This window comes from Massilia sp. Masssp94 (genome assembly GCF_059491305.1).
The window spans coordinates 5,417,647-5,430,989 of sequence record NZ_CP168501.1 but is presented as its reverse complement, the minus strand read 5'-3'; the positions used below and the strand labels follow the sequence as shown (position 1 = coordinate 5,430,989).

At 67.5% G+C, this 13,343-nt stretch carries 13 protein-coding genes; 4 read left to right on the top strand and 9 right to left on the bottom strand.

Going from position 1 to position 13,343, the window contains the following annotated elements:
- Genes ACEN9G_RS24155 through ACEN9G_RS24130 form a run of 6 tightly spaced genes read right to left on the bottom strand, consistent with a single transcriptional unit; the run spans window position 1 to window position 5,687 of the window.
- Window positions 1-1,062, bottom strand: a complete 1,062-nt coding sequence (locus tag ACEN9G_RS24155; RefSeq protein WP_495605458.1) for a formate dehydrogenase subunit gamma — start codon at window positions 1,060-1,062, stop codon at window positions 1-3.
- 36 nt (window positions 1,063-1,098) lie between these two features.
- A complete protein-coding gene (locus ACEN9G_RS24150; RefSeq protein ID WP_413343801.1) occupies window positions 1,099-1,311 on the bottom strand; it encodes a hypothetical protein in 213 nt (70 codons plus the stop codon).
- A complete protein-coding gene (fdh3B, locus tag ACEN9G_RS24145) occupies window positions 1,308-1,988 on the bottom strand; it encodes a formate dehydrogenase FDH3 subunit beta (protein WP_413343799.1) in 681 nt (226 codons plus the stop codon). The genes ACEN9G_RS24150 and fdh3B overlap by 4 nt, the downstream gene beginning before the upstream one ends.
- A 10-nt stretch (window positions 1,989-1,998) precedes the next feature.
- Window positions 1,999-4,818 (bottom strand): formate dehydrogenase subunit alpha, encoded by a 2,820-nt coding sequence (locus ACEN9G_RS24140; RefSeq protein ID WP_413343797.1) that lies wholly within the window; start codon window positions 4,816-4,818, stop codon window positions 1,999-2,001.
- Between the two features lie 15 nt (window positions 4,819-4,833).
- Complete coding sequence (locus tag ACEN9G_RS24135; protein WP_483127073.1) at window positions 4,834-5,040, bottom strand: formate dehydrogenase; 207 nt, start codon at window positions 5,038-5,040, stop codon at window positions 4,834-4,836.
- Between the two features lie 8 nt (window positions 5,041-5,048).
- Window positions 5,049-5,687: a TorD/DmsD family molecular chaperone gene (locus ACEN9G_RS24130; RefSeq protein ID WP_413345237.1), complete on the bottom strand. Its 639-nt coding sequence runs from the start codon at window positions 5,685-5,687 to the stop codon at window positions 5,049-5,051.
- 218 nt (window positions 5,688-5,905) lie between these two features.
- On the opposite strand from ACEN9G_RS24130, the gene fnr reads away from it, so the two are divergent.
- Together fnr and ACEN9G_RS24120 are read left to right on the top strand one after the other, a co-directional pair.
- Complete coding sequence (fnr, locus tag ACEN9G_RS24125; protein ID WP_413345235.1) at window positions 5,906-6,670, top strand: fumarate/nitrate reduction transcriptional regulator Fnr; 765 nt, start codon at window positions 5,906-5,908, stop codon at window positions 6,668-6,670.
- 60 nt (window positions 6,671-6,730) lie between these two features.
- Window positions 6,731-7,801: a porin gene (locus ACEN9G_RS24120; protein ID WP_483127072.1), complete on the top strand. Its 1,071-nt coding sequence runs from the start codon at window positions 6,731-6,733 to the stop codon at window positions 7,799-7,801.
- A 15-nt stretch (window positions 7,802-7,816) separates the two neighbouring features.
- Here ACEN9G_RS24120 and ACEN9G_RS24115 read toward each other — a convergent pair whose 3' ends face one another.
- On the bottom strand, window positions 7,817-9,661 hold the full coding sequence (locus tag ACEN9G_RS24115; RefSeq protein ID WP_413340832.1) for a DUF885 domain-containing protein: 1,845 nt from the start codon (window positions 9,659-9,661) through the stop codon (window positions 7,817-7,819).
- Window positions 9,662-9,751: 90 nt separating this feature from the next.
- Window positions 9,752-10,885, bottom strand: coding sequence for an acyltransferase family protein (locus ACEN9G_RS24110; protein ID WP_483127071.1), 1,134 nt, complete (start codon window positions 10,883-10,885; stop codon window positions 9,752-9,754).
- A gap of 165 nt (window positions 10,886-11,050) precedes the next feature.
- Between ACEN9G_RS24110 and ACEN9G_RS24105 the strand changes: the two genes are divergently transcribed.
- Both ACEN9G_RS24105 and ACEN9G_RS24100 read left to right on the top strand, forming a co-directional pair.
- Window positions 11,051-12,094, top strand: coding sequence for a sensor histidine kinase (locus ACEN9G_RS24105; RefSeq protein ID WP_413340835.1), 1,044 nt, complete (start codon window positions 11,051-11,053; stop codon window positions 12,092-12,094).
- Window positions 12,095-12,111: 17 nt separating this feature from the next.
- Complete coding sequence (locus tag ACEN9G_RS24100; RefSeq protein WP_483127070.1) at window positions 12,112-12,849, top strand: LytR/AlgR family response regulator transcription factor; 738 nt, start codon at window positions 12,112-12,114, stop codon at window positions 12,847-12,849.
- 6 nt (window positions 12,850-12,855) lie between these two features.
- On the opposite strand, the gene ACEN9G_RS24095 is transcribed toward ACEN9G_RS24100, so the two are convergent.
- Window positions 12,856-13,341 (bottom strand): FixH family protein, encoded by a 486-nt coding sequence (locus tag ACEN9G_RS24095; RefSeq protein WP_440967800.1) that lies wholly within the window; start codon window positions 13,339-13,341, stop codon window positions 12,856-12,858.
- Window positions 13,342-13,343 lie beyond the last annotated feature (2 nt).

Genomic DNA, 13,343 nt, shown 5'->3' with positions numbered 1-13,343 from the left:
TCAATGCGCGGGCCGCGGCGGCGGACTGCCGGCCGGCGGCCGCTGGTCCGGCGGCACGCGGTCGTCGAACGTGCCCGGTTCCACGCCCGCCTTCACTTCGTCGTACCACACGGCGTGGTGCGCCTTGGCCCACGATTCGTCCACGGTCCCGTGGCGCATCGCTTCGTAGGCGCCCGGCGTGCCCCACGTGCCGATGTAGATATGGCCCATCGCGGCCGCGATGTAGAACGTGGCGCCGGCGATGTGCAGGTAGTTCGCGACCTGCATGATGTAGCGCGTTTGTCCGAAGGTCACGAAGTCCAGGACCAGGCCGCTGATCGACATCACGAGGCCCAGCAGGGTCACCCCCAGCCAGAACCAGGATTTTTCACCCGCGTTGAAGAACCCGGCCCGCACGTGCTTGTGCGACACGAGGCCGCCACCCTGCTTGACCCACTGCCAGTCGATGCGGCGGAAGAAGTTCCGGCGCAGGAAGGTGAAGAACATCAGCACGGAGCACACGATGAACAGCGGACCCACGAAGTTGTGCAGGTACTTGAAGATGTAGGCCAGCGCCGCGAACACGTCGTGGCCGACGAGCGGGATCAGGAGCTTCTTGCCGAACATGATGACGAGGCCCGTCACCGCGAGGATGATGAAGCTGATCGCGGTCGCCCAGTGCACGCCGCGCTCCCAGCCCGTGAAGCGGCGGATGCGCCGGCCCGTGTCCGGTTCTTCGGTGCGCGCGGGACCGATGGCGCGGTAGAAGAAGAAAATCGCGACGAGCACGACGACGAGGATCGTGCCCATCGCCGTCGCGATCGGCCCGTTGCGCCAGATGCGCCACTGGTTGCCGCCGCGCTGCACGATGACGGTGCCTTCCGTGCTGCCGTACTGGCCCAGGTAGTGACGGTCGATGTGCACGCGGCCGGAGGCCGACGAGCCCAGTCCCGGCTCGGGCGTGCGCGAATCCTTCTCGGCCTGCAGGATCGTCTGTTCCTCGGCATACGCAGGCTCGGCGCGGTTGTTCGGGACGCCGGCGTGCGCGATGCCGACGAGCCACAGCGACAGGAGCAATGACAATATCGATCGTAGCGTGAATGACATGGTCGGCTCCTGTTACGGGTTGGCCCGGTTGTATTCGTTCTGGTTCATGTTGCGGTTGCTGATCGTGCCCCACCACGACAGCTTGTCGTTGTGGAAGTGGCGCAAGAACGGCCGGTCGTCCTTCTTCCCGGCGACCATGCCGTGCACCCAGTTCGGATGCTGGTCGACTTCGAGGCAGCCCGCGAGCAGCGCCAGCGGCAGGCAGAGGATGAGGATGCGCTTCATGTCGGCAGCCTCCCCTCGTCGTTCTGCGAGTCCTTGAGATTCTGGTTCTCGCGCGGGCCTTCGCCCGTCGCCTTGATGTCGCCGCCGCGTTTCGGCTTGCCGTACGCGATCTTCCAGCCCCACAGCTCCGGACCGTAGCCGCGCGTCTCCACGCGCTGGCGGTAGATGTCGGCGATGACGGTCGCGTCGCCGCCGATCAGCGCCTTCGTGCCGCACATCTCCGCGCACGCGGGCAGCTTGCCTTCGGCGATGCGGTTGCGGCCATACTTCCTGAACTCGGCCTCGGACGTGTCGGGCTCCGGACCGCCGGAGCAGAACGTGCATTTGTCCATCTTGCCGCGGTGGTTGAACAGGCCAGTTGACGGGAACTGCGGCGCGCCGAACGGGCACGCGTAATAGCAGTAGCCGCAGCCGATGCACTGGTCCTTGTCGTGCAGGACGATGCCGTCTTCCGTGTGATAGATGCAGTTGACGGGGCAGACGGCCAGGCACGGCGCGTCGCTGCAATGCATGCACGCGACGGAGATCGAGCGCTCGCCCGGCACGCCGTCGTTGATGGTGACGACGCGGCGGCGGTTCACGCCCCACGGGGTCTCGTTCTCGTTCTTGCAGGCGGTCACGCAGCCGTTGCAGTCGATGCAGCGCTCCGTGTCGCAGATGAACTTCATTCGTGCCATCTCAGTCTCCTTACGCGCGCACCAGCCGGCACAGCGACACCTTCGTTTCCTGCATCATCGTCACGGCGTCGTACCCGTACGTCCACCCGGTATTGACTGCCTCGCCGCGCACCGCGGGCGCGCCGCCGTCCGGATAATGCTTTTCCAGGTCCTCGCCCATCCACCAGCCGCCGAAGTGGAACGGCATCCACACGAGGCCCACGGGCACGCGCGGCGTCACCATCGCCATCAGCTTCAGGCGCGCGCCGGTCGGCGTCTCGACCCACATGAATTCGCCCAGCTTCACGCCGATCTGCGCCGCGTCTTCCGGATTTACTTCGCAGAACATGTTCTGCTGGAGTTCGGCGAGCCACGGATTCGACCGGGTCTCCTCGCCGCCGCCCTCGTATTCGACGAGGCGGCCCGACGTCATGATCAGCGGGTACTCCTTCGAGAAGTCGACCGCCTGCACGGATTTATAGAGCGTCGGCAGGCGCCAGAACGCGGCCTTGTCGTCGTAAGTCGGGTATTTGGCCACCAGGTCGCGCCGCGGCGTGACGAGCGGTTCGCGGTGCGTCGGCACGGGGTCCGGGAAGTTCCACACGTTGCAGCGGGCGCGCGCGTTGCCGTACGGCGCGCAGCCGTGGGCGATGGCGACGCGGATGATCCCGCCCGACAGGTCCGTCTTCCAGTTCTTGCCCTCGGCCTGCACCTGCTCCTCCGGCGTCAGCTCGGCCCACCAGCCCAGCTTTTTCAGGAACACGTGGTCGAATTCCGGATAGCCGGTGTCGATCTCGCTGTCCTTCGTGAACGAGCCGTCGGCCGCCAGCAGGGGCTCGCCGTTGTGCTCCACGCCCCAGTTTGCGCGGAACGGCAGGCCGCCCTCCGCCACCGGCTTGTGCAGGTCGTACAGGATCGGCGTGCCCGGGTGCTTCATCTCCGGCGTGCCCCAGCACGGCCACGGCAGGCCGTAATAGTCGCCCTTGCACGGACCGGATTCCGCACGCATCGTCGTCGGATTGAAATCGCGCTTGTGCTCCATGTGCAGTTTCAGTCGCTCGGGCGAGCAGCCCGTGTAGCCGATCGTCCAGCAGGAGCGGTTGATCTCGCGGAGGATGTCCTCGATGACCGGTTCGTTGTTGACGACCTTGATGTTCTTGACGAGCTGTTCGCCGAAGCCGAGCTTCTTCGCGAACAGGTACATGATCTCGTGGTCCGTCTTGCATTCGAACAGCGGCTGGATCACGCGCTCGCGCCACTGGATCGAGCGGTTCGACGCCGTGACGGAACCCTGCGTCTCGAACTGCGACGCGGCCGGCAGCAGGTAGACGCCGTCGCTCCTGCCGTGCATCGCCGCCGTCATGCTGGGATAAGGATCGATGACGACCATGAAGTCGAGCTTCTGCATCGCCGCCTTCATGTCCGGCAGGCGCGTCTGGCTGTTCGGCGCGTGGCCCCAGTAGAACACGGCGCGGAGATTCGTCGGCTGGTCGACGTACTGGTTGTCTTCCAGGACCGCGTCGAACCAGCGCGACACCGTGATGCCCGGCTTTTCCATCAGCTCCTTCGAGCCGAAGCGCGACTTGACCCAGTCGTAATCGACGCCCCACACGGTCGCGAAGTGCTTCCACGCGCCTTCCGCGATGCCGTAGTAGCCGGGCAGCGACTCGCCGTTCGGACCGACGTCCGTCGCGCCCTGCACGTTGTCGTGGCCGCGGTAGATGTTGGCGCCGCCGCCCTGCACGCCGATGTTCCCCAGCGCGAGCTGCAGGATCGACAGCGCGCGCACGTTCGCCGTGCCCACGTGGTGCTGCGTGATGCCCATGCACCACACGACGGACGATGGCTTGTTCGTCGCCAGCATTTCGGCCGCCATGCGCACGGACGCTTCCGGCACGCCCGTCACGTCGCTGACCTTATCGGGCGTCCACTTCGCGACTTCCTTGCGCACGTCGTCCATGCCGTACGTGCGCGCGGCGATGTACGCCTTGTCTTCCCAGCCGTTGTTGAAGATGTGCCACAGCATGCCCCACACGAATGCGATGTCCGTGCCGGGACGGATGCGCACGTAGTGGTGGGCGAAGCGCGCCGTGCGGGTGAAGCGCGGGTCGACGACGATCATCTTCGCGCCCAGTTCCTTCGCATGCAGGAAGTGCAGCATCGAGATCGGATGCGCCTCCGCCGGGTTCGAGCCGATGAACAGCACGGCCTTGCTGTAGTGGAGATCGTTGAACGAGTTCGTCATCGCGCCATACCCGTAGGTCTGGGCGACGCCCGCCACCGTCGTCGAGTGGCAGATGCGGGCCTGGTGGTCGCAGTTATTGGAACCCCACATCGACACCCATTTGCGCAGCAGGTAGGACTGCTCGTTGCTGTGCTTCGAGCTGCCGATCACCATCAGCGCATCCGGCCCGGACTGCTCGCGCAGTTTCAGCAGCCGGTCGCCGATCTCGCCCACGGCCTGGTCCCACGTGATGCGCTCGTACTTGCCGTTCACGAGCTTCATCGGATAGCGCAGGCGGTGTTCGCCGAACCCGTGCTCGCGCACCGACGCGCCTTTCGCGCAGTGCGCCCCCATGTTGATCGGCGAGTCGAACGCGGCCTCCTGGCGGATCCACACGCCGTTGCTGACGACCGCCTCCACCGAGCAGCCCACCGAGCAGTGGCTGCACACGGTGTGCTTGACCTCCGTGTTCGGCCTGGCCGGCACGGGGTCCGCCGCGGTCGCGGGCTGGATCACGTTCAGCGGCAGGTGGCGCGCGAGGGCGCCCGCGCCGGCCGTCACGCCCGCGCCGACGAGGAAGCGGCGCCGTTTCAGTCCGCTGTCGCGTGATGTCTTCACCAGGGTCATGGTCGTGGTCTCCTTCTACCAGTAAGCCGCGGTGCGGTAGTAGCGCCGGATGTGTTCCGTCTCGTGATAGCCCTTGGCCCGCTGCGGCGCCGCCGGTGCCGCAGGCTCGGGCTGCGGCTCGGGCGCCCGCGCACGCGCGGCCGCGGCGACGGCCAGCGCGCCCAGCGGCGCGGCCTTCAACAGGCTGCGGCGGGTCGGATCGGGTTGCTTGTCATCGTTCATGATGGTCCTCATGCGGCAATCGGGTCGGTGGCATCGAGCACGGCGAACGCCTGCGCTTCGATCGACAGGAAGGCATCGACGACGCCTGCGACGATCCGGTAGAAATTCGCGTCGGCACTCCCCGCGATGTCGGCCAGGCAGGCCGCATACCACGGCCGGACATGCGTTTCGAAAAAGTGTTTTTGCACGGCCAGGCTACGCGGCGGCATGCCGGGTCCGCCCTGGATCAATACGCGCATCGTCTCGCACAGCGTGCCCAGGTGGTCCTCGAACTCGCCCACGCCTGGCGCCCGCGCGAGACGCAGGCGCGCGAGGTCGTGGCGCAGGTCGGCCAGCGGCGCATCGTTCAGGTGGCCCGTGAGGTAGAAGGAACCGTACGGATTCAGCGGCGGCGTGCCGGTGCTGATGAACATGGCCGAGAATTCATCGGCTGCGGCGGCCGCATCGACGACGGTGGCGGCCTGGGTCAGCTTCAGCCAGGCGTCCTCGAGAGCGAATTCGCCGGCGGCGCCGATCGGATCCGCGGCGGCCAGTGCCGCGAGCAGTGCGTCGTCGGGCGGGGCCAGCAGCAGGCGTGCGAACAGCGCGTAGAAGTCGGCGCGGGCCTGGTCTTCGTCGGCCAGCGGCGGCGCGACGGCTCTCTCCACGCCGTCATGCAAATCGGATGAAGCAGAACGCTGTTCGACGGACATGGTTCTCCCGTTGGCAAATATTCATGGGAAGTGTAATCCTTGACAACGCAAAGGCGCGCACGCTTGACGTCCACGCGACATTTCGTTGGCAAGGCAACCAACGTCGGGACAAATTCCCTCGTTGCAGTCGGGCTGCACGTCTATAATCGAGACATCACCCGAAGGTACTTGCCATGATTGCCGCTGATACCACGTCCGCACCCCCTGTCAACGTCACCGCACTCAAGTCCAGTTGCGCGGCCTGCAGCATGCACCAGCTGTGCCTGCCAATGGGGCTGGAAGACGCGGACATCGACCGCCTGGATCGGATCATCGGCAAGCGCCGCCGCCTGGAGCGCGACGAACCGCTGTACAAGATGGGAGAGCCGTTCCGCAACCTGTACGCCGTGCGCTTCGGCCACTTCAAGACGTACCAGATCAACGCGGCCGGCGAGGCGCAGATCACGGGCTTCCAGATGGCCGGCGAGCTGCTCGGCATGGACGCCATCAGCGCCGACCGCCACCACTGCGACGCCGTCGCACTGGAAGACAGCGAAGTGTGCGAGATCCCGTTCGGGAACCTGCAGGACCTGTTCGGCCAGGTGCCGGCGCTGCTGCGCCACTTCCACCGCATCATGAGCCAGGAGATCACGCGCGAACAGAACGTCATGCTCCTGCTGGGGAACATGCGCGCCGAGCAGCGCTTCGCCGTGTTCCTCATCAACCTCTCGGCCCGCTACGCGGCGCGCGGCTATTCGTCCACGCGCTTCCAGCTGCGCATGTCGCGCGAAGACATCGGCAACTACCTGGGCCTGACCATCGAAAGCATCAGCCGCCTGCTGTCCCGTTTTAAAAAGCTGGGGCTCGTGCAGGTCGACAAGCGCGAGGTCGTGCTGCTCGAACCGGCGCGCCTGAAGGCGATGGCGGCCGGGACGGAGCAGTGCAGTCCGATGGCCTGACCTTTCGGTAGTTCCCGGTCTCCCCGTCCGCATCGACAATGCGGGCAAAGGAGATCCCCCATGCATATCAAGTCAATCCCCGCCGCCATGCTGCTGGCCGCGGGCACCGTCCACGCGCAAGACAACGCCGTGCAGATCTACGGCCGCCTCAACGTCGCCCTCGAACACGCGGCGGCGTCCTCCGGCCCCGGCCTCACGCGCCTCGTGAACAACCGCTCCGTGCTGGGTTTCCGCGGCGGCGAAGACCTGGGCGGCGGCCTGAAAGCCATCTTCCAGGTCGAAGGCACGCTGTCGCCCGACACGGGCACCGGCGCCCTCGCCGCACGCGATACCCGCGTGGGCCTCGCCGGCACGTGGGGCACGCTGTTCGCGGGCCACTGGACGACGGCCTACAACAGCGCCACGTCCGGCCTCGACCCGTTCTATCCGACGACGGCCGGCTACATGAGCATCATGGGCAATGGATCCGCGGGGGACGCGGACAACGTCAGCGACAAGTCGTCGTTCGACCGGCGCCAGTCCAATTCGATTCACTACTGGAGCCCGTCCTGGCACGGCCTGTCGCTGCGGGTGACGCACGGCCTGAACGAAGAAAAGCCGGCAAGCGGCGCGCAGCCGTCGCTGACGTCGGCCGCCGCGATCTACGAACGGGGCCCGTGGTATGCCGTACTGGCGGGCGAACGCCACCACGAGTACCAGGGACCGGGCCTGGACGACACGGGGGCGAAGGCCGCCCTCGCCTACCAGTTCCCGCAGACGCGCATCGCCGTCGTCGCCGAACGTTTGAAATACGGGACGGGCGCCGGCGAGCTGGCGCGCAATGCCGTCTACCTGTCGGTGTCGCACCAGGTGGGGCCGCACGGCATCCGCATCGCCATCGCGCGCGCGGGCGACGCGAGCGGGCCGGCCGGCACGCGCATCGGCTTCGTGCGCGCCGGCGCGGGCACCGGCGCCACGCATGCGACGCTCGGCTACGACTACACGCTCAGCAAGCGCAGCAGCCTGTACGCGTACACGACGCGCCTGGACAACCGCGCGAACGGGGTCTACGACTTCGCGATCAACGGTCTGGGTGCCACGCCGGGCGCGACGCTCAAGGCGTACGTGCTCGGCATGCGCCACAACTTCTGATCACGCGGCCTGCTTCTAAGCCCGCTTCTGCGCCGCGATCCAGCGCTCGACGATCTCGCCCAGCACGTCCAGCGGCACGGAACCGTTGCGCAGCACGACGTCGTGGAACGCGGGCAGCGAGAACTTCGCGCCCAGTTCCTGCTTCGCGTGCTCGCGCAGGTCGATGATGCGCAGCATGCCGATCATGTACGCGCACGCCTGGCCCGGCCACGCGACATAGCGCTCCACTTCCTGCGCGCCGATGCCGTAGGCGATCGCCTGCTCGCGCGTCCAGCCCTTCGTGTGCAGGCCCGTGTCGACGACGAGCCGGCGCGCGCGGAACAGTTCCGAGCCGAGGGCGCCCAGCAGGCCCGGGACGTCGCCCTCGTACCAGCCCTGCTCCACCGCGAGCCGCTCCGCATACAGCGCCCAGCCTTCGCTGTGCGCGCTGCCGCCGCCGAAGATGCGCTGGGCGCGGAACTTCGGCAGGTCCGTGCGCTCCTGCTGGATCGCGAGCTGGAAGTGGTGGCCCGGGACGGCCTCGTGGTACGACAGGCTGCGCATGCGGATCACGTCGAACGTCGGCCCGCGCATCGGCACCCAGAAGATGCCGGGTCGGCTGCCGTCCGGCGCGGGCAGCGAATAATGCGCCGCGGCCGACGGCTCCGTCAGCGGCGGCTCGCGGCGCACGTCGACCGGCGCGCGCGGCTTCAGGTCGAACAGCGCGTCGCTGCGTTTCAATGCGTCCTGCACGATGCCCGCATAGCGCTGCAGCAGTTCGGGGCGCGGATCAGGGTTACCCAACCCCGCGGTCTTGGGCTGGAACGTCGCGTCCAGCTGCTTCATGCGCTCTTCGATGCCGCCTTCCGCGTAGCCGAGGGCGCGCAGGTGCTTGTCCATCTCGGCCTCGATGCGCGCCACTTCGCGCAGGCCGATCGCGTGGATCTCTTGCGCCGTCAAATTCGTGCTCGTATAGGTCTTCAGCGCCTGCTGGTAGGCGGCCGCGCCGTTCGCCAGGCGCGCGATGCCGGCCGTGTCGTTCGTCTTCGGGTGCAGCTCCGCCATGTAAGCCTGCACGCGCAGGTACGCGGGGCGGATCTTCGTCTCGACGATGCGGGTGGCGTCGGCGATGGCGTTGGCGCGCGCATCCGGCGCCAGGTCCGCGAGCTTTTCGGTGCGCTGGGCGAACGTCGTCACGAGGACGTTCTGCTCGGCCGCCGGCTTCAGGAACAGGTCGACCTGGTATTGCGCGCGCTCGAGGATGAAGCGGGGCGGGATCAGGCCACGCCCCGTGGCGGCGCGGGCGCGCGCGAGGGCTTCGTCCATGCGCGTGGCCACCTGGTCCAGGCGCGCCAGGTAACTGGCGACGTCGGACGCGCGGCGCAGCGGATGCGTCGTCGTCATGAAGTTGACGAGGCCGATCTGCGTGCCGCCGAACTGGTTGAAGACGAACTGGTAATCCTCGTACGGCGCGCTGGCGACCGTGTTGGCCAGGCTCCAGCGCATCACGGACGCGGACGTGCGCTGTTCTTCGCCCAGTGGTCCGGCGAGGAATTTATCGAGCCGCGCGACGCCGGCCTGCGCCAGCGCGATCATCTTCTTGCGGTGCGCGGCCGTCAACGGCGTGAGCTGGCGATCCAGCGCTTCCTGCTCGGCGCCGTCGAAGTATTGCGTCGACGTGGCGAGCTGCGGATTGGCGCGGACCCAGTCGGCGGCGAAACGGTCGGACCAGGTGTCGAAGGCGGCGTCGGGTTTGACCGCCTGTGCGGTTTGCGCGGCCGCCGCGATGTTTGGCGCGGCGGTGCCGAGGACGAGGGGAACGAACAGGGTGGCGATGGCGGCGGCCGTGCGGGCGCGCGCGTGAAGATGGTTCTTGGGCATCTCTCTCTTTTCCATGGATAGTGGTAGTCGCCGGCTCGGTAAGCCTGGCGATGGCAATCTATCATGGATGAGTCTGCAAGAGGGCCGGGGTTACGCGTTTACCTCAGCCACCGCGGCGGAAACGGGAACCGGCCCCGCATACTTCCGCGTGAGCCACGCACGCACCGGCCGGTCGAACCAGCGCAGCAACGCGTACGCCAGAAGCACGATACCGATCTGCGATGCCGCCGCCACCAGCGCCACCCGCGCAGGCGCCGGATGCGTATTCCAGTTCCAGTGCGCGAACAGGTAGACGAACGCGTAGTGGACGACGTAGACGGGATAGGACAGTTCGCCCATGAACCGGCACAGTGCGCCGATCGCGCCCTCGGTCCGGGTCACGCCCGCACCCGCGGCCAGGACCAGCGGGAACACGACGATCACGCAGGCCGCTTCGAACAGGCCGTTCCAGGTGCCCATCTGGGGCGCCACGAAGATCGCGGCCAGCACCAGCGACAGGACGACGAACGGTTGCGGCACCGCCAGCCGGAACCCCGTCCGGTACACCAGCAGCCCGGCCAGGAATGGACAGGCGAGGCGCACCGGAGCGGCCCAGAAATCGGCCCATCCCCAGCCGTGGCTCAGGTCATTGAAATGATGCGCCGTCCACACCAGCGCGACGGCGCTCAGCACGCACAGGCCCACGTGCAGGCGCCGGGTCAATCTGTGCCCGAAGACGCCGTACAGGACGTTGGCGATGTATTCCTGGAACAGCGTCCAGCACGGCCCATTCAGCGAATGCGTTTCGCCGAAGCTGTTCGGCACGTTCGGCGTCGGCAGCAACAGCACGCTCAGCGCGATCGTGCCTGCGAACGCCGCGAGCGAGATCTTTTCGCCGATGCGCTGGGTGTCGCCGACGAACGGATCGAGCAGGTACACCGTCACGCTGATCGCCAGCGCCGCCAGCGTCATCGGATGGAGGCGGATCAGGCGGCGCTTGAAGAACCCGGACAGGGACAGCGCCTCGCGGGGCGCGGCGTGCGGCGCCAGGCGCGCGTCGTAGGCGTGGCCGAGAACGAATCCGGACAGCGCGAAAAAGAAATCGACGGCCAGGAAGGCATGGCCCATCGGGTTGTGGGCGATGTCGGGCACCATCATTTCCCAGAAATGGAACATGAGGACGCAGAGCGCGGCCGTACCGCGCAGGCCATCGAGGGCTTCGTAATGGGATTTCATCGGGGGCATAGGTTGAGGTCTCCGTTTTTTTGGGTAGAATGCCGGAGTGCAATAGGTATTTACAATGGCTTTGTCACAGTCCGGATTCCGCTGTTGCGAGACGGTTGCGGCGCCCATCGAACGGGCGGCGCCCCGTCCCCGTGCGCGGGTCGCTTACACGTCAACGATCAACCAGTGAAACAACGCACCTCACGCTATGTCGTCGCAATCCTGGCCTGCACGGCCGCCGGCGGCGTGTTCGCGCTGCCGTACATCCTGCGCGGCGCCGGCTGGAGCGCGCTGCTGTCCGTCACCATCAATTGCTGGCTGTGGGGCGCGCTGACGCCGCTTATCAGGCGCCTGCACGACCGCCTGGCCGCGACGTTCCGGCGCGCCCTGCCCCTGCTGGCTACCCATGCCGTGTGCGGGCTGGCGTTGACGGCGCTGTACGTCCTGACGGCGGCGGCCGTGGAAGACCGGCTCGGCCTGCTCGACTGGGATCCCTGGAGCCAGCCCCTGGGCCTGCTCGACTGGTTCTATTGGGCGATGCTCGTGTACTGCGTCATCATCGGTGCGCTGACCGGCCTGAAATACTATCGGCGGGTGCTCGTCGACGCATTGCAGATCGAGCGCTTGCAGCGCGGCTTTCTCGAAGCCCAGTTGAACACGCTGCGCACCCAGCTCGATCCGCACTTCCTGTTCAACGCGCTGAACGGCATTTCCGCGTGCGTCGAGCACGAGCCGAGGGTGGCCCGCCGCATGATCGAGCACCTGGGCGACCTGCTGCGCTTCACGCTCGACACCCGGAACCGGAGTGAGGTGAGCCTGGCCGACGAAGTCGAGTTCCTCGAGCATTACTTCGCACTGCACCGGATGCGCTTCGCCGAGCGCCTGGCGGTCACGGTGTCCGTCATGCCCGACGTGGCGCACACGCGCGTCCCGTCGCTGCTGTTGCAGCCGCTGGTGGAAAACGCGATCCGCCACGGCATTGCGGTCCGCGCGTCCGGCGGCAAGGTCGACGTGTCGGCGCGGCGCGTGGGCGACCAGGTCGAGATCCGCGTGACCGACGACGGCGTCGGGCTGCCGCCCGGCTGGACGATGGACGCCGCGCGCGGACTGGGCATCAGCGTGACGCGCGACCGCCTGGCGGCCATGTACCCGTCCGGTGCCAGCGTGTTCGCCATCGCGCCCCATCCCGGCGGCGGCACGCAAGCGACGATCGTCCTGCCCCTGACTTGAACGAGGAGATGCCGCGCATGCCGCCCGCCAGTCCATTGAAGATACTCGTCGTCGACGATGAAGCGCCGGCGCGGCGGCGTCTCGTCGACCTGCTGGCCAGGGTAGACGGGGTCGGCGAGGTGCTCGAAGCCGGGGACGGCGCGGCGGCCGTGCGGATGATCGCCGAGCATCGCCCCGCCGCCGTCTTCCTGGACATGCAGATGCCAGGGCCGTCCGGCCTGGACGTCGTCGGCACCGTCGGTGCCGGCCGCATGCCCGTCACCGTCTTCGTCACCGCCTACGACCAGTATGCGGTCCGCGCGTTCGAGGCCAGCGCCCTCGATTATCTGTTGAAGCCGTTCAGCGACGAACGCTTCGAGGCGGCCATGCGGCGCGTCCTCGCGCGGCTGGAAGAACACCGTCCAGCCGAAGAACCGCCGCGCTGGGACCGGCTGGTGGTAAAAACCGCGGGCGCCACGCACATCGTCAAGACGACGGACATCGACTGGATCGAAGCCGTCGGCGTCTACGTCAACCTGTACGTCGGCGGCAAGGCGCTGCTGTACCGGTCACCGATCCATGTGCTGGCCGACAAGCTGGATCCCGCCCACTTCGTGCGCATCCACCGCTCGGCCATCGTGAATCTCGAAAGCATCCTGCGCCTCGAACCGCTGTCGCACGGCGAGTTCGACGTGGTGCTGAAGCACGGCGGGCGGACGAAGGTCAGCCGCACCTACCGCGGCCAGTTGGAACAGCGCCTCGGCCAGGCGCTGTGAGTCCGCTCAGGGCTCGTCCGCGACGATCTCCAGCGCCCGCACGCCATCCCACCCCTTGGCCAGCCGCCAGTCGCGCAACGCCCCTTCCACGACGACCTGCCAGTGCGTGCGCTCCAGGTCCGGCAGCGCGACGCTGAACGAGCCGTCCGGCGCGGGCTTCACGAACACGCGCAGGTCGCGCCGCGGCAGGGTCGGATGCGCGAGGTAGATGGTGAACGGCGCCGCTTGTCCCGCCAGGCGGCCGGCCAGCGTGCCCGCGCGCGGATCGTATTCCGCCCGCAGCGACAGGCCCAGTGCCGTCGCCGCGCGGTCGCGGCGCAGGTCCTGGTTGATGGCCTTGCCCTGCTTGTAATAGTCGTCGACGACGAGGGCGTCCGGGTGGCCGGCGGCCAGCCAGGCCACGTAGCCGCCGCCGGCCAGCACGGTCGCCGGTCCGAGCATCAGGAGCCACGGCCAGCGGTGGGTGTACCAGGGAGTCGGAGTCGCGTGCATGT

Bases quoted from the DNA above. Each gene is read 5' to 3' on its own strand.
- ACEN9G_RS24115 (WP_413340832.1), bottom strand. From the start codon at position 9,661: ATGCCCAAGAACCATCTTCACGCGCGCGCCCGCACGGCCGCCGCCATC.
- ACEN9G_RS24135 (WP_483127073.1), bottom strand. From the start codon at position 5,040: ATGAACGATGACAAGCAACCCGATCCGACCCGCCGCAGCCTGTTGAAG.
- ACEN9G_RS24150 (WP_413343801.1), bottom strand. From the start codon at position 1,311: ATGAAGCGCATCCTCATCCTCTGCCTGCCGCTGGCGCTGCTCGCGGGC.
- ACEN9G_RS24120 (WP_483127072.1), top strand. From the start codon at position 6,731: ATGCATATCAAGTCAATCCCCGCCGCCATGCTGCTGGCCGCGGGCACC.
- ACEN9G_RS24110 (WP_483127071.1), bottom strand. From the start codon at position 10,885: ATGCCCCCGATGAAATCCCATTACGAAGCCCTCGATGGCCTGCGCGGT.
- fnr (WP_413345235.1), top strand. From the start codon at position 5,906: ATGATTGCCGCTGATACCACGTCCGCACCCCCTGTCAACGTCACCGCA.
- fdh3B (WP_413343799.1), bottom strand. From the start codon at position 1,988: ATGGCACGAATGAAGTTCATCTGCGACACGGAGCGCTGCATCGACTGC.
- ACEN9G_RS24095 (WP_440967800.1), bottom strand. From the start codon at position 13,341: ATGCACGCGACTCCGACTCCCTGGTACACCCACCGCTGGCCGTGGCTC.
- ACEN9G_RS24100 (WP_483127070.1), top strand. From the start codon at position 12,112: ATGCCGCCCGCCAGTCCATTGAAGATACTCGTCGTCGACGATGAAGCG.
- ACEN9G_RS24140 (WP_413343797.1), bottom strand. From the start codon at position 4,818: ATGACCCTGGTGAAGACATCACGCGACAGCGGACTGAAACGGCGCCGC.